The organism is Nitrosomonas aestuarii (assembly GCF_003046585.1).
GTDB classification, from domain to species: domain Bacteria; phylum Pseudomonadota; class Gammaproteobacteria; order Burkholderiales; family Nitrosomonadaceae; genus Nitrosomonas; species Nitrosomonas aestuarii.
In genome coordinates, this window is sequence record NZ_QAAE01000007.1 from 67173 (window position 1) to 81843 (window position 14671).

Sequence of the window (14671 nt, forward strand, 5' to 3'; positions counted from 1 at the left end):
AGGCTAGATAATCCCTACATCTGAAAATACAACTGCAAAAATTGCATCAATGATGATCACCACGGTAATGGATGTTACAACAGACGTTGTTGTACCTTCTCCAAGGCTTTCAGTATTCGGTTTGATTCTGAGACCAAAATGGCATGCGATCAATGCGATAACCATGCCACTTACAGCGCCCTTGCCAAGCCCAAGCCATAAATTTGCAATGGGTACGGAATCCGGAAGTGCATGATAAAAATAATAGTAGCTGAGGCCCAGCTGGATTTCAGCCGCAATTATCCCGCCTAATAAAGCAATGGCACTGGTCCAGAGGACGAGCAGCGGCATCGCAAGACCCAGGCCGATAATTTTTGGAAAAATCAGTCGCTGACTATGTGAAATCCCCATGACAGTTAAGGCGTCCAGTTCCTGAGTTACGCGCATGACACCCAGTTGTGCGGTCATCGATGAGCCGGACCGGCCAGCAACGAGAATAGCGGCGAGCAGAGGCCCGAGTTCCCGGATAATGCTGATTCCCAGAATATTGACAATAAAGATATCAGCGCCAAACATCTGCAATTGCTCAGAAGACAGGTAGCTGAGTACAATTCCAATTAAAAACCCGACCAGTGCGGTAATTCCCAGGGCTTGCGCACCGGTGCGATAGAGATTTGCTGAAATCTCGCGCCAGGGGATGTATGCCGGGTGACGTAAAAAATATAGGCAGTCGAGTAGTAATTGACCGATCATGATGATGATGCTGGTCAAATTGTCCCACAGCAGCAATCCCAGTTTGCCGACAGCACGTAGCGGCCAGAAAAAATCTTTATTTTCTGTTTGTGATTTTTTATTCGGCAGGCTTTCGATGCGCCGCAGCATTTTTTCATGTTCAGGCCGTACTATTAAATGCTCGGGACGCTGAGCGTTCCAAACCTGCCATAGTAAAACGATGCCTGCAGTATCCAGATGGCGGATGCCACTCAAATCCCAGCACAGGTCACGATTTTCTGCATGCCGGGCGAGCGCTGCTGCAATGTGCCGGTATCTGTTTTCCAATGCAACCAGTGTAAAATCCCCGGTTAACAGCAGGCGGCCCGAATGGTCATCATCGATCAGTTGATACCAGTCGTTGCCGGATTTTTGTGTGCTCATCGGCATCAAAGTAATTTCAAGGTTCGTTTGAGGTGGTGCGGTGCAGTGCGGACAAAATTGTAAATTGAATCGTCTACTGTATATCAATTAGTCAGTAACATTCAAATTTATGGAGAATTATTTAAAGTAATGCGGTGTTTCGTATCTATTGCGCGCGCGCTACCTCAGTTCGCGCCAGCGCAGGATTTGAAGCAAAGTAATTTTTAATGCCGCCAAAAATCGCCTTTGCCATTTTTCTCTGATAATCCTGATTTTTTAATTTCCTTTCTTCACTGGGGTTGGTGATAAAGGCGGTTTCAACCAGAATGGAAGGAATATCCGGGGACTTGAGTACTACAAAACCGGCCTGTTCAACTGTTTTTTTGTGTAGCCGGTTAATCTGCCCGAGTTCATTCAGAACAAGCTCAGCCACTTTGACACTGTCACTGATAGTGGCACTCATGGATAAATCCAGAATGATTTCGCGCATATCCCCTGATTTCGTGGCTATATTAACACCACCTATCAGATTGCTGTCCGCATTGTTTTCTTTTTGTGCCAGCCAGCTTGCAGTGGTGGACGTTGCGCCATGCTCTGATAATGTGTAAACGGATGAACCATGTGCATGCGGCCGGGGACTGCCGTCGGCATGAATGGAAACGAACAAGTCAGCATTTTGTTGCCGTGCAATTTCCTGTCGACGCTTGAGTGGAAGATCGAAATCACCATCGCGCGTTAAAATTGCGCGCATAAAGGGTTCCTTGTCAATAATAGTCTTCAGCTTGCGGGAGATCGCCAGCGTAATATCCTTTTCTCTTGTGCCGTTGTCGCCAACTGCGCCAGGGTCTCTACCGCCATGTCCTGGATCAATCGCGACAATGATGGTTCGGGGCGGAGTGGGTTTGTGGTATTGAGCAACCTGATAACTTTTAGGTGAAAATCTGTTTGTGTCTTTGGATGTTTGCCTAGATGTCTGCCGTTCAGGCTTCTTCTTGAGCAAAGATGCAACCAAATCACCGAGTGCGTCACCGTCCACGTTCTTTCTAGTGCTGGTTTCTTTTATATTTGTGTCCATCTCAGCAATAGCGGCTTTGTCGGGCTGAAAGATGTCCAGTACGAGCCGGTATCCGTGATCGTCGGCGGGTTCCATTAAAAATGTCCTTGGCACGACATCGGCTTTCAGGTCAAAGACCAGACGAAGGATATGCGGTTTAAAACGCCCGTAGCGGATTTGCGCAATAAAGGGGTCGGTTGGGTCTATCTTGGCAGGTAAAGACTTGATTGTCCGGTTAAGTGTTACATTTACCAGGTCAACAACAACGCGTCCCGGGTTGCTGAGCATGCTTAGCTCGTACTGGATGGGTTGATCGGATTCCAGTGTGATGCGGGTATGATGATCGGCCAGACCCACCCGCGCTGCGGTAATGATGGTATCGGTTGCGAGCGCCGGTTTGCTGTGAAATGATATGAAGCAGGTCAGCAGCGCCAGTATGAACAGCAAGTAATATGCTCTGCGGACAGAAATATCAAGCAATACACAACGTAAGCGTGTAAATGACATAAACGTTGGTGTTGCTGCAGTCATGGTCAATCCGGGTTTTGCCGATGCCTTAAACATAGTAAACATTGCTCCCCTGCATCCGTATCAGCGTGAATCGAGATATTGCGGCCGGATTCAAGTATTTGAAAATTGATCTGTAAATCGGCTGCCGGCAAAAGTCCGGCAGCTTTTTCCGGCCACTCTATCAAGCAAACTGAATTTGCATTAAAGTAATCCCGGAAACCTGCTTCTTCCCATTCATAAGGATCACTGAATCGATAGAAATCAAAGTGATACAAGTATAACCTAGAAATTTTATAGATTTCAACTAAATTATAGGTCGGACTTTTTACGGTGTGTTGATGGCCAAGTCCATGTAAAATACCCCGTACCAGTGTTGTTTTACCGGCACCTAGATTTCCATTGAGGAAAATAATCAGATTCGGTTTTAAGACAGTGGAAATTTTTTTACCTAAAGTCAGCGTATCTGCTTCGTTGGCGAGATAAAATGACAATCCTAATTTAGAATCTGGATCATGGATACTGCGCAAGAAAAGACCTCCCATAATATGTCAGACAATTCCGGACTTGATGTTGCCGGCCTGGCTCTAAACATCAAAGCCTGGGGCAAGGAACTGGGTTTTCAGGAAATTCGTATCGCCGACGCGCATGCAGATATGTCCGAAGCGGAAGCCGGGATGTTCAAATGGCTTGATGAAGGATATCACGGTGCAATGGATTATATGGGAAAACATGGCACCAAACGTTCGCGTCCCGATGAACTGGTTGCCGGCACGAAGCGGGTTATTTCCGTACGAATGAATTATTATCCGCCAAAAGCAAAAGAGAGCTGGACGGTGATCAACAACGGTGATCAGGCGTTTATTTCCCGTTATGCGCTGGGCCGTGATTATCACAAGGTTCTACGCGCACGCATGCAGAAACTGGCTGAAAAAATCCAGCACGCTATTGGATCATTCAATTATCGCGTTTTTTCCGACAGTGCTCCGGTGATGGAGGTAGAATGGGCGCAAAAATCCGGCCTTGGCTGGCGCGGCAAACATACGCTGTTGCTGTCGCGTCAGGCCGGTTCATTTTTTTTTCTCGGTGAGATTTATACCGATTTGTTATTGCCTGTTGATGCACCTGTTGGCACAAAAGGCAGTTTTTGCGGCAGTTGTACTAAATGTATCGACATCTGTCCGACCCAGGCTATTGTCGCGCCTTATCAGGTTGATGCCCGACGCTGTATTTCATATCTCACCATTGAACTGAAAGAAAGTATACCCGAATCTTTGCGACCACTTATCGGCAACCGTATTTATGGCTGTGACGATTGTCAGCTGGTCTGTCCCTGGAATAAATTTTCTCATCTTACGGATGAAGAAGATTTTCATGTGCGTCATGGTCTGGATGATATTACGCTGCTTGAATTATTCAGCTGGAATAAAGCAGAATTTGAATCCAGGCTGGCAGGCAGCCCGATTCGCCGCATTGGCTATCTACAATGGCTGCGTAATATTGCAGTAGGGCTGGGTAATGCACCTTATTCACCGGAGATAATACAAGCGCTGCAGACACGGCTGGATGACGATTCCGAAATGGTGCGCGAACATGTGCAGTGGGCACTGGAACAACAATACAAAAAAGAAAATAAGGAGTCTACCGAATAGATGTCAATGAATGATCAATTAATACTGGGTACGCCATTAAGCCCAAATGCAACCAAAGTCATGCTGCTCGGCAGCGGTGAACTGGGTAAGGAAGTGATTATTGCTCTGCAGCGTCTGGGTGTTGAAACCATCGCTGTGGATCGTTACGCCGATGCGCCGGGTCATCAGGTTGCACATCGTGCGCATGTGATCAATATGGCCGATGGCCGGGCATTACGCGCGCTGATTGAACAGGAAAAGCCGCATATCATTGTGCCGGAAATCGAAGCCATTGCAACCGATATGCTTGCGGAAATTGAACAGGAAGGCCTGGCAACCGTTATTCCGACTGCCCGCGCCGCACAATTGACCATGAACCGGGAAGGCATCCGTCTTCTGGCGGCTGAAACACTGCAATTGCCTACTTCACCTTACGTGTTTGCAAATACCCTTAATGAACTGCAGGCAGCTATCGATAATAAAATCGGTTATCCCTGTATTATCAAACCCGTCATGTCGTCCTCTGGGAAAGGCCAGTCCAAAGTTGACAATGCTTCCCAGGTCAAAACGGCCTGGGACTATGCTGCAAGCGGTGGCCGGGTGGATCAGGGACGTGTTATTGTCGAGGGTGTAATTGAATTCGATTATGAAATCACGCTATTGACCGTGCGCGCGAAAAATGCGGATGGCGATATCGCCACACATTTTTGCGAACCGATTGGACATTTACAAGTGCACGGCGATTATGTCGAGAGCTGGCAGCCGCAGGCGATGTCAGCAACCGCTTTGCAATGCGCGCGTGATTATGCCAGAAGAATCACCGATGAGCTCGGTGGCCTGGGCGTATTTGGTGTTGAACTGTTTATTCGTGGCGATGATGTCTGGTTCAGCGAAGTCAGTCCGCGCCCGCATGATACCGGTATGGTTACGCTTTGCAGTCAGATTCAGAATGAATTCGATCTGCACGCGCGCGCCATCCTCGGTTTGCCAGTGGATACCTCCATGCGTGCACCGGGTGCAAGTGCGGTGATTTATGGCAGACTCAATTCAAAAGGAATCGCTTTTTCCGGCGTGCAGGATGCACTCAATGTGCCGCAAAGCGATCTCCGTTTATTCGGAAAGCCCGAAGCATTTCAGCAACGACGTATGGGTGTGGCATTAGCGAACGGTGCAAATGCTGATGAAGCCAGGGTACGCGCCAAGCTCGCCGCCAGCAAAGTGATACCGATAGAAAAAGTGAATCATGAAGCTTAACGTCTGTACTTTTCGTCAAAAGCATTGATGCGTAAAATCAACAGCAATAGCAATCTAATCTGAATGCACAAACAACATTTACAGGAAAAATAATGAATAATGAACAATTAAATGCTGATCACGGTATTGCCGGTCAGGTTGAATTTATCGAGGGTAACGGTGGCTTAACCATGATTCAGGTGAGCACACCCAAAGCCAATGCACTGATTTCCATCCATGCAGGCCAGGTATTGTCTTATCAGCCGTCCGGAGAGGAAGACATACTGTTTTTGAGCAGCAAAGCCTATTATCAGGACGGCAAAGCAATCAAAGGCGGCGCGCCAGTCTGCTGGCCCTGGTTTGGCCCCGATCCGGAAGGCAAGGGGCGGCCCGGTCATGGTTTTGTGCGTAATCGCCCGTGGAATGTTCTCAGTACTGAGGCCACCCCAGACGATGATATCAAAATAACACTCGGCCTGACCGATACCCCGGAAACACGGGAAATCTGGCCGCATGCATTTGAACTGACACAGGAGATTGTAGTCGGTGATTCGTTGAATCTGACACTGATTACGCGCAATACCGGCGCTGAACTGTTCAGCATCACGCAAGCGTTTCATACTTATTTCAAAGTGGGTGACATCACACAAACCAGCGTCATGGGGTTGCAGGATTGTACATATATCGACAAGGTTAATAGCAGCGCGGAAAAAAAACAGGAAGGCGTTATCACGATCGCATCCGAAGTCGACCGTATTTATCACGATGTCAGCAATACCATGATTATCGACGACAAAGCACTGAACCGCTGCATCCAGATACTCTCGCAAGGCAATAAAACCGCCGTGGTCTGGAATCCATGGGAAAAAATATCGGCAGAAATGGCAGATCTGGAAGATACGGATTATAAACGGCTGTTATGCGTAGAAACCACCAATGCTGCCAGTGATGTCATCGCCATTGCGCCGGGGCAGGAATTTCGGCTGGTGGCGGATTATAGCGTAATGAGAGGGTAGGTGAATTCTGTGTGAACCATAGCGCTTGTCGAATATTGCCTATGAATAGGCGTGATTTCTGCAGGGAAGTGGTGCCGCGTTTGAATTTAGAACATGTCTGTTTATGAAACAATGCGCAGTCTCATCGATGTTAATTTATTATCATTGGCCTTATACGATATCTGTCGTAGATTATTGGACAAAATGTCGTATATATTGCGTTATGTGAGCACGGTCAGTTAAGCCACATCGTAAACGATATGAAGAAACCAGAAAAGCTATACAAATACGAGCCAATAACCGTGCAAAGTCTACTAAATCTAAAATCGCAGACTTTGTATTTTGGTTCGCCAGCAAATTTCAATGATCCTTATGATTGCGCTATCGCTGCAAAGGTCAGAGAGCCATCGGATAAAGAAATCGAGGAGTTCAGGCATCAATACTCACAAGTTGAAGAGATACCTGAATTTACTCGGAATCAGCTCAGGTCAGTCCCGGCTGGCGCACAGCGCAGCGGGGTCAGGTCTATATAAGTTGTTCCGTGTATGCTACTATCAGCCGTATGAGTTGACCCATAAGAATTGAATTTTCTGATGCTTTCTTTTTATCATTTGACCGCTCGTGGTGATTGTCGTGAAAATATTTATGATGATGATATTGATCGAGCATAGTTTCTAACCATTTTGGGGCAAGTCATTGAAGACTTTAATTGGGTTTGTCATGCTTATTGTTTGATGAGCAACCATTATCATTTGTTGATTGAAACGCCAGATGGCAATTTGTCGAAGGGTATGCGCCAATTGAATGGGGTGTTTACCCAGGCATCGAATCGTCGCCATGACCCTTATTTTTTTGTTGTATTTGCTTGCATAAAATGTCTTGATAAAGATTAATTATTGTTCAAATACAAATTGATAATTCATTATTTGCACAATGTAGAAGGCATCTGAAGGTAGATTATTGGACAAAATGTCGTATACATTATGTTATGGGCAAATAAAAGCTTGACACCTTTGCTATTAATGCTACTATTACTCCTACTATAACTTAGTAGGAGGGTTATTCATGGCAACAATTGAAGTAGATTTTGAGGTTTTTAAAGAACTTACGGCCCGTCGTACCTCTGAATCCGTAACAGAAAATGACGTTATTCGGGTTCTTCTTGGACTCAATAAATCATCCTCAGCCTCTGTTTCCCGTCCCGTAGCGGTCGAAACAGGCCGTTTTCCTTGGGTGTGTAAGGGTGTTTCTTTTCCACATGGCACAGAGTTCAGGTCAACTTATAAAGGCCAGCTATATACCGGCAAAGTTGAAAATGGTGCTTTGGTTGTAAATGGTGAAAGATTTACTTCACCTTCTGCAGCAGCAGTAGCAATCACTGAAAATGCAGTTAATGGTTGGAGGTTTTGGGAGTGCTTATTGCCTGGAACAAACAAGTGGAAAGTAATCGCAGACATGAGAAGGAAAAGTGCATAACAATCACATCCAGCGGGCAGTCCCGCGTCGCTGCGCGATGCGGTTGCCTTCCACTGATGTGTGGCGTTATCGGCTTGTATGAATCCTAAAGATCTCCATGCAATAGAAGTAAAACGGCATACCGGAGCAGAGCCATTTCACTTCAGTTCAAATAAAACTGGCTTTAATCTGCTTTCGTTTTGGCAGTGGTCGTCTTCCGATATAGTCGGTAACGCCCTTCGCGGCATAATAGCGGAATATTTAGTTGCTTGTGCCATGGGTTGTGAAAGCAGCGTCCGCACAGAGTGGGATGCATGCGATATCAAAACAGCAGAGGGAATAAAGATTGAAGTCAAGTCTGGCGCATATATTCAGAGTTGGCACCAAAAAAAACTATCTCCCATTAGTTTTGGTATAGGCCAAACCTATGGGTGGGACGCAAAGGAAAACGAATTCTCGACTATTCAAATGCGCCAAGCTGACGTCTATGTGTTTTGTGTACTTGCACACAAGGACAAAGCAACTATTGATCCACTAAATTTAGATCAATGGGAGTTTTACTGCATATCGGCAAGTACAATAAACGAAAAACTTGGTTCCCAGAAATCTTTAAGATTAGGTTCTTTGCTGAAACTGGATCCAATAAAAACGACTTACAATAATCTTCAAAATGTTGTTAATGAAATATTCCAAACATGCTGATAACAAGCGGTTGCAGTCGGACAAATTGCCCGCGGCGCGTGCGTTTAGCACGAGGGCAACGTAACAAATATTTGCTACTCTGCCCTTTACGAAAAGAAATTTTGAGATGCAATGGCAAGATTAGCCCGGGTTGCTCCAGTCGACGTGCCGCAGCATATCATACAATGGTGAAAGTAATCGGCAGCCCTGTTACTGGAGTCATTATTTTATTGATAAGCGCCGTAGTCATGTCCTGTTTAAATGACGTTAAAATTCAATAATCCTGCATTGGTAGGATACTATTCGCTATTCGCGTTGATACGATGTGAAAAATCTGACAAAAAAGTGTATCGTTGAGTGCGCAATAACTAAATGAATGGTTGGCGCTTTACACATTCGAAGACTTTTAACTGCGACAAAATTTAATCATGAACGTATTCAAATCTAAGATCGACAAAGGGTTATTAATTTGCCTGGTTCTATCAATTATTGCCTGCGTGCTGGGTGCATCCGTGATGCTGAAGGTGGGCGGACTTTTCAATTATGTCCTGGCAGCGGTTACCTTGATTGCCGGTGCAGGTTTTCCGCTGCAGATACTGACTTCTACCAAGTACATTTTAAAAAACGAAAGTCTGGACATTATAAGCGGGCCGTTCTCATGGAAAATTCCTATAGAATCGATCACATCGGTGCAGGAGGTTCAAAACGCATTAATGAGCCCGGCATTGTCATTTGATCGTTTGGAAATAAAATATGGCGAAGATAAAGTGATTATGGTCTCACCCGCGAATAAAAAAGCATTCATGCAGACGCTGGATGAGATGAGATCAACAGGGACAAACGAGCATACCCAGCCACCAACCATTGATAAATCTTCCAAAGGCAATAAAAAAATCAAGAAAAAACCGAAAAATGCGTAATGTCGTGAAAGGATGCCAGTCATTACATAGTGCGTTAACAGTTTTTTGAAAAAATGTCTGCAATACGACTGCAGCATTAAAAACAGGTTCAAGCTGCTTGCAGAAATTTTGTCACCTTGTTGGATTGCATTACCTGTTTCGAAAACGTTTTTCAACGGTCTGTCAGATGCAGATTGTTTTTGACTAATAATACTGAACGCATCAGTCATATTACTGATCTAATTAAATACAGGAATGCAATATTCTATTGAGTTTAATTTTAAGGGACGGGGAGGTTACTATGCGGATTTTTCTATTGATGATCATGACCTTTGTGATTTATCCGGCATTTGGCTGCAACAGTGCGTTACTTGACCAGAATTTCCGTAAGTTAGCGCAAGCGGATACGGTAAATTTGTGCGAAGCTTATTCTGGAAAAGTGCTGCTTGTTGTCAATACCGCGAGCAAATGTGGCAACACGCCACAATATGATGGGCTGGAAAAGTTATACCAGAAATATGAACAGCAGGGACTTGTTGTGCTGGGCTTTCCGTCCAATGATTTTATGGGGCAGGAGCCGGGAACAGAAACCGAAATTCAGGATTTCTGCCGACTGACCTATGGCGTCAAATTTCCGATGTTTGAGAAAATCACGGTGAAAAAGGAGGGCGCACATCCATTTTATACAGATTTGGCCGAACTATCAGGCACCTATCCGACCTGGAATTTCCACAAATATTTAATCGGGCGCGATGGTAAGCTAATCACACAATTTAGTCCGCGCACCAAGCCGTTTGATCCAACCATTGTGAGCGCCATCGAGCAGGCCTTGCAACCCTGAGTCGTCGGTTTTGCACAGCCGGCTTCTGGCATGCCATCAATTGAGACAGCTGAAGCTGGTTTTGCCGACAGAGACTATTCTCTTGTCCTAAGACCCAATACGACCAGTGCGTTGGAACGCTGATCCCTAATCCGGAGGCAATCACAGGATACGCAGTCATCGTGTCGCAACATGAGCCAATGACCACGTCTGTCCATGAACTGCAACCGTGCATGGTGGTGGAATCTCCTGTGAATGCTGTGTTTGCCACTATCAGGTTGATGACGGTGTACTATCAGTCAATTATATATAATCATTCTCACAATGTACCAAAGGAGAAAGTCACATGAAAGATGATGAAAAGACGCGGTTGACCACTTCCAATGGTTGTCCTGTTGCCGACAATCAGAATGTGATGACTGCCGGACCGCGCGGCCCCCTGCTTTTGCAGGACTTCTGGTTTCTGGAGAAAATGGCTCATTTCGATCGTGAAGTGATTCCGGAAAGACGCATGCACGCCAAAGGTTCCGGTGCCTATGGCACCTTTACCGTGACCCACGATATCAGCCGGTACACCAAAGCAAAAGTTTTTTCCGAGGTGGGTAAGAAAACCGAGGTGTTTGCCCGGTTTTCGACTGTGGCGGGTGAGCGTGGTGCAGCCGATGCAGAGCGTGATATACGCGGTTTTGCCTTGAAGTTTTACACGGAAGAAGGCAACTGGGACATGGTGGGAAACAATACGCCGGTATTTTTTATGCGCGACCCGCTCAAGTTTCCGGATCTTAATCATGCCGTAAAGCGTGATCCCCGCACTAATCTGCGCAGCGCGCAGAGCAACTGGGATTTCTGGACACTTCTACCGGAAGCTTTGCACCAGATCACGATAGTAATGAGCGAGCGCGGTATTCCACGTACATATCGTCATATGCATGGCTTCGGCAGTCATACTTTTAGTTTCATCAATGCAAATAATGAACGATGCTGGGTAAAATTCCATTTCAAAAGTCAGCAGGGTATCGAGAACCTCAGCAATGCTGCGGCCGAAGCGATTATCGGCAATGATCGGGAAAGCCACCAACGCGATTTGTACGAGGCTATTGAACGCGGCGATTATCCGCGCTGGGATTTCAAAGTTCAGATCATGCCTGAGCGAGATGCGGAAAATTACCGTTTCCATCCGTTTGATTTAACCAAGGTGTGGCCACACGCTGACTACCCACTAATCAATGTCGGCGTGCTGGAACTGAACCGGAATCCTGAAAACTACCATGCCGAAGTAGAGCAGTCGGCGTTCAATCCGGCCAGTATTGTGCCTGGAATCGGCTTCTCGCCAGACAAAATGCTGCAAGGCCGGTTGTTTTCATATGGCGATACGCAACGTTATCGATTGGGTGTAAATCACGCACAAATACCGGTAAACAAACCGCGCTGCCCGGTGGCGAGTTTTCATCGCGATGGTATGATGCGTGTTGATGGCAATTACGGAAGTACCAAAGGTTATGAGCCAAATAGTCTGGGATTGTGGCAAGAGTGCCCGGAAGCTAAAGAGCCACCGCTGGAACTCAATGGCGCAGCTTATAACTGGAATTACCGCGAAGATGATGACGATTATTATACGCAGCCGGGTATGTTATTTCGTCTTATGACGTCAGTTCAACAAAAAATCTTGTTTGAGAATACTGCGGCCGAGCTGGCAAGCGTTGACGATGCTGTTCGAAAACGTCATATCCATAATTGTCTGAACGCGGATAAAGCTTACGGAGAAGGCGTGGCCAGAGCGTTGGGAATCTCGCTTTAACCTCCTGGTGCTGCTGATCGTCGTAAAATGAGCCTGCTATATGGACAAGAACTGATTTGTTTAATCAGTTCTTGTCAGTGATAGCCAACTGTTTTTATATGCGCCTGCTTAGTCTTTGACTTACCCAGAGTGATGCAGTAAACAGCAATACTGCCCCTCCTTGATGCGCTGCAGCCAGATGAATAGGCACAACTTTCAAAAGAGTAGCAATACCAAGGCTGATCTGGACGATCAGCATCAACAAAAACAGATGGCAGGCCAGGTGTGTTGTACCCGATAGATTCGCCCGGATGGCTTTAAACCAGAACAGTGGTACGGTAAAAGCAAGTATCCAGGCAATCATGCGGTGGTCGAATTGCACGGTTGTCATGTTTTCAAAAAAATTACGGTACCAGGGTTCGAGTATAAACAGGTCCGGTGGAATGAAATGACCGTTCATCAGTGGGAAAGTATTGTAAGCCAGTCCTGCGCGGATTCCTGCGACAAAACCACCCGATAAAATCATGATAAAAACGAGCCATGACAATCCATACGCATAGCGTCTTAATCCGTTTAACGTATCTGTATTCTGGCCGGTCGTCTCAACAGAGTGAGCTGGTGGTGATAATAATCCCAATGCGACCCAGAACAGGGCTGCGAAAATGATAAACGCAAGTCCCAGATGCGCGGTCAGCCGGTATTGGCTGACATTTGGATTGTCAACCAGCCCACTCATGACCATATACCAGCCCATGAAACCTTGCAGTCCGCCGAGAACGAAAATACCGGCGAGTTTGTAGCCCAGAGGCCTGTCTATTTTCTTTTTGACTAAAAAATAAACGAAAGGGACGAAAAAAACGACACCGATAAGGCGCCCCAGCAGCCGATGGAAATACTCCCACCAGAATATGGTTTTGAATTCATCAACGCTCATGCCTTTGTTGATTTGCTGGTATTGCGGGGACGTGCGGTATTTTTCCAGCAACTCATCCCAGTCTTGCTCCGTTATCGGTGGCATCGTGCCGACCAGCGGTTGCCATTCGACAATGGAAAGTCCTGAGTCGGTTAACCGTGTAACACCGCCGACTACGATCATGGCAAAGACCAGGGCGCAGCAAATTAACAGCCAGATTGCAATAGGTTTTTTCTCTGTATTCATGGGTAAATCAGTTACAAAAAATTGAAAAAATAAATGAAAGGTATCTGTTTTGGTAGGTATAATTTACTTAGAGCGCATTAAACGCTGTTTGTCTCGTTCCCATTCTTTTTGTTTTTCGGATTCACGTTTGTCATGTTGCTTTTTGCCTTTGGCAAGACCGATTTCAAGTTTGATCCGGCCTGTTTTATAATGCATGTCCAGCGGAACAAGTGTATAACCGGCGCGCTCAACTTTGCCGATGAGTCGTTTGATCTCTTCTGCATGCAATAATAGCTTGCGGGTCCTGACCGGATCAGGAAAGATATGGGTCGATGCTGTTTTCAATGGACTAATGTGACAACCTATGAGGTATAATTCTTCATTTCGGACGATAACATAGGCTTCTTTTAACTGAACACGCCCGGCCCGGATAGCTTTGACTTCCCAGCCCTCAAGCACCAAACCTGATTCGTATTTTTCTTCGATAAAATAATCGTGAAAGGCTTTTTTGTTCTGAATAATACTCATGCAGGTAGTCAAAAATAATAAAAAAGGTGATTGTTCTGTAAATTTTGTGTATTTTATCAGTTTTTCAGTAATAGACCTCATACGAAGGAGAGGTGACTGACTTTATGGCAGAAATAGAAAAGACAGTTTTAGTGGAATATTCAGCAGAACAGATGTTTAATCTGGTCGATCGCGTGGAGCAATATCCAGATTTTCTTCCCTGGTGTGGTGGTACGGTAGTCGACCAGCAAAATGAAACCATTACGCATGCAACCGTCAAGATTAACTATCATCATGTAAAGCATAGTTTTACCACTGAGAATAAACGAAATCCACCTGAATTGATTGAAATGACTTTGCTGGATGGGCCTTTTGAACATTTGGACGGTCACTGGCGTTTTATTCCGTTATCTGATGAAGCCTGTAAAATAGAGTTTCGTCTGCACTACACGTTTTCACATAAAATTCTGGAAAAACTGGTTGGTCCCGTATTTCATATGATAGCCAACAGTTTTGTAGAATCGTTTATTGAACGTGCGGATGCGGTTTATGGCAATAAATGAGCGAATCTATTGAAGTTGAAATCGCCTATGCTTTGCCTGAACGTCAAGTGCTGAAAAAATTACAGGTGCCGGCAGGCACCAGCGTTGAAGAGGCTATTCATCATTCCGGTATCATGCATCAATTTCCCGAAATTGATTTAAACAATAATCGATTTGGTATATTCAGTAAGTTTGTTAAACGGGAAACTGTATTGCAGTCTTGTGATCGTGTTGAAATATATCGACCGTTAACTGTGGATCCCAAAGAAGCCAGAAGATTACGTGTCAAAAAAAGAAAATGAAACAGCAATAGAAACAG

At 45.6% G+C, this 14671-nt stretch carries 16 protein-coding genes; 11 read left to right on the plus strand and 5 right to left on the minus strand.

The genetic code is table 11. From position 1 onward, the window contains the following. Positions 1-3: 3 nt before the first annotated feature. The 3 genes from C8R11_RS07840 to tsaE all read right to left on the minus strand — a co-directional run bounded on the left by C8R11_RS07840 (position 4) and on the right by tsaE (position 3219). Positions 4-1140, minus strand: a complete 1137-nt coding sequence (locus C8R11_RS07840) for an ABC transporter permease (protein ID WP_107795225.1) — start codon at positions 1138-1140, stop codon at positions 4-6. Positions 1141-1279: 139 nt separating this feature from the next. Further along, on the minus strand, positions 1280-2731 hold the full coding sequence (locus C8R11_RS07845) for an N-acetylmuramoyl-L-alanine amidase (protein ID WP_244907600.1): 1452 nt from the start codon (positions 2729-2731) through the stop codon (positions 1280-1282). Further along, complete coding sequence (tsaE, locus tag C8R11_RS07850; RefSeq protein WP_090700343.1) at positions 2701-3219, minus strand: tRNA (adenosine(37)-N6)-threonylcarbamoyltransferase complex ATPase subunit type 1 TsaE; 519 nt, start codon at positions 3217-3219, stop codon at positions 2701-2703. Before tsaE ends, C8R11_RS07845 begins: the two co-directional genes overlap by 31 nt. A gap of 3 nt (positions 3220-3222) precedes the next feature. On the opposite strand from tsaE, the gene queG reads away from it, so the two are divergent. From queG to C8R11_RS07900, 9 genes are all read left to right on the plus strand, one after another. Continuing rightward, positions 3223-4326: a tRNA epoxyqueuosine(34) reductase QueG gene (gene queG / locus C8R11_RS07855; protein WP_244907601.1), complete on the plus strand. Its 1104-nt coding sequence runs from the start codon at positions 3223-3225 to the stop codon at positions 4324-4326. Positions 4327-4332: 6 nt separating this feature from the next. Continuing rightward, complete coding sequence (gene purT / locus C8R11_RS07860; protein WP_107795303.1) at positions 4333-5559, plus strand: formate-dependent phosphoribosylglycinamide formyltransferase; 1227 nt, start codon at positions 4333-4335, stop codon at positions 5557-5559. 92 nt (positions 5560-5651) lie between these two features. Continuing rightward, the gene (locus C8R11_RS07865) at positions 5652-6554 is read left to right on the plus strand and encodes a D-hexose-6-phosphate mutarotase (RefSeq protein ID WP_107795228.1); all 903 of its coding nucleotides are present in this window, start codon (positions 5652-5654) and stop codon (positions 6552-6554) included. Between the two features lie 662 nt (positions 6555-7216). Further along, the gene (locus C8R11_RS16435; protein ID WP_425320578.1) at positions 7217-7426 is read left to right on the plus strand and encodes a transposase; all 210 of its coding nucleotides are present in this window, start codon (positions 7217-7219) and stop codon (positions 7424-7426) included. Between the two features lie 172 nt (positions 7427-7598). After that, on the plus strand, positions 7599-8009 hold the full coding sequence (locus tag C8R11_RS07880) for a DUF2924 domain-containing protein (protein WP_107795230.1): 411 nt from the start codon (positions 7599-7601) through the stop codon (positions 8007-8009). 78 nt (positions 8010-8087) lie between these two features. Continuing rightward, positions 8088-8690, plus strand: coding sequence for a hypothetical protein (locus C8R11_RS07885; RefSeq protein ID WP_107795231.1), 603 nt, complete (start codon positions 8088-8090; stop codon positions 8688-8690). A 407-nt stretch (positions 8691-9097) separates the two neighbouring features. Next, a complete protein-coding gene (locus C8R11_RS07890) occupies positions 9098-9589 on the plus strand; it encodes a PH domain-containing protein (protein WP_107795232.1) in 492 nt (163 codons plus the stop codon). A gap of 280 nt (positions 9590-9869) precedes the next feature. After that, complete coding sequence (locus C8R11_RS07895) at positions 9870-10409, plus strand: glutathione peroxidase (RefSeq protein WP_107795233.1); 540 nt, start codon at positions 9870-9872, stop codon at positions 10407-10409. 325 nt (positions 10410-10734) lie between these two features. Beyond that, the gene (locus tag C8R11_RS07900) at positions 10735-12186 is read left to right on the plus strand and encodes a catalase (protein WP_107795234.1); all 1452 of its coding nucleotides are present in this window, start codon (positions 10735-10737) and stop codon (positions 12184-12186) included. Positions 12187-12280: 94 nt separating this feature from the next. Here the strand turns inward: C8R11_RS07900 and C8R11_RS07905 are convergent, their stop codons facing one another. Then, positions 12281-13324, minus strand: a complete 1044-nt coding sequence (locus C8R11_RS07905) for a COX15/CtaA family protein (RefSeq protein WP_107795235.1) — start codon at positions 13322-13324, stop codon at positions 12281-12283. Positions 13325-13387: 63 nt separating this feature from the next. Further along, on the minus strand, positions 13388-13831 hold the full coding sequence (smpB, locus tag C8R11_RS07910; protein ID WP_090700339.1) for an SsrA-binding protein SmpB: 444 nt from the start codon (positions 13829-13831) through the stop codon (positions 13388-13390). Between the two features lie 104 nt (positions 13832-13935). Here smpB and C8R11_RS07915 point away from each other — a divergent pair, with 104 nt between their 5' ends. Together C8R11_RS07915 and C8R11_RS07920 are read left to right on the plus strand one after the other, a co-directional pair. After that, positions 13936-14373, plus strand: coding sequence for a type II toxin-antitoxin system RatA family toxin (locus tag C8R11_RS07915; protein ID WP_107795236.1), 438 nt, complete (start codon positions 13936-13938; stop codon positions 14371-14373). Next, a complete protein-coding gene (locus C8R11_RS07920) occupies positions 14370-14654 on the plus strand; it encodes an RnfH family protein (protein ID WP_107795237.1) in 285 nt (94 codons plus the stop codon). The genes C8R11_RS07915 and C8R11_RS07920 overlap by 4 nt, the downstream gene beginning before the upstream one ends. Positions 14655-14671 lie beyond the last annotated feature (17 nt).

What these genes read in the sequence shown, in the direction of transcription:
- C8R11_RS07840 (WP_107795225.1), bottom strand. Translation starts at nt 1,140, where the DNA reads ATGCCGATGAGCACACAAAAATCCGGCAACGACTGGTATCAACTGATC.
- C8R11_RS07845 (WP_244907600.1), bottom strand. Translation starts at nt 2,731, where the DNA reads ATGTTTAAGGCATCGGCAAAACCCGGATTGACCATGACTGCAGCAACA.
- tsaE (WP_090700343.1), bottom strand. Translation starts at nt 3,219, where the DNA reads ATGGGAGGTCTTTTCTTGCGCAGTATCCATGATCCAGATTCTAAATTA.
- queG (WP_244907601.1), top strand. Translation starts at nt 3,223, where the DNA reads ATGTCAGACAATTCCGGACTTGATGTTGCCGGCCTGGCTCTAAACATC.
- purT (WP_107795303.1), top strand. Translation starts at nt 4,333, where the DNA reads ATGAATGATCAATTAATACTGGGTACGCCATTAAGCCCAAATGCAACC.
- C8R11_RS07865 (WP_107795228.1), top strand. Translation starts at nt 5,652, where the DNA reads ATGAATAATGAACAATTAAATGCTGATCACGGTATTGCCGGTCAGGTT.
- C8R11_RS07880 (WP_107795230.1), top strand. Translation starts at nt 7,599, where the DNA reads ATGGCAACAATTGAAGTAGATTTTGAGGTTTTTAAAGAACTTACGGCC.
- C8R11_RS07885 (WP_107795231.1), top strand. Translation starts at nt 8,088, where the DNA reads ATGAATCCTAAAGATCTCCATGCAATAGAAGTAAAACGGCATACCGGA.
- C8R11_RS07890 (WP_107795232.1), top strand. Translation starts at nt 9,098, where the DNA reads ATGAACGTATTCAAATCTAAGATCGACAAAGGGTTATTAATTTGCCTG.
- C8R11_RS07895 (WP_107795233.1), top strand. Translation starts at nt 9,870, where the DNA reads ATGCGGATTTTTCTATTGATGATCATGACCTTTGTGATTTATCCGGCA.
- C8R11_RS07900 (WP_107795234.1), top strand. Translation starts at nt 10,735, where the DNA reads ATGAAAGATGATGAAAAGACGCGGTTGACCACTTCCAATGGTTGTCCT.
- C8R11_RS07905 (WP_107795235.1), bottom strand. Translation starts at nt 13,324, where the DNA reads ATGAATACAGAGAAAAAACCTATTGCAATCTGGCTGTTAATTTGCTGC.
- smpB (WP_090700339.1), bottom strand. Translation starts at nt 13,831, where the DNA reads ATGAGTATTATTCAGAACAAAAAAGCCTTTCACGATTATTTTATCGAA.
- C8R11_RS07915 (WP_107795236.1), top strand. Translation starts at nt 13,936, where the DNA reads ATGGCAGAAATAGAAAAGACAGTTTTAGTGGAATATTCAGCAGAACAG.
- C8R11_RS07920 (WP_107795237.1), top strand. Translation starts at nt 14,370, where the DNA reads ATGAGCGAATCTATTGAAGTTGAAATCGCCTATGCTTTGCCTGAACGT.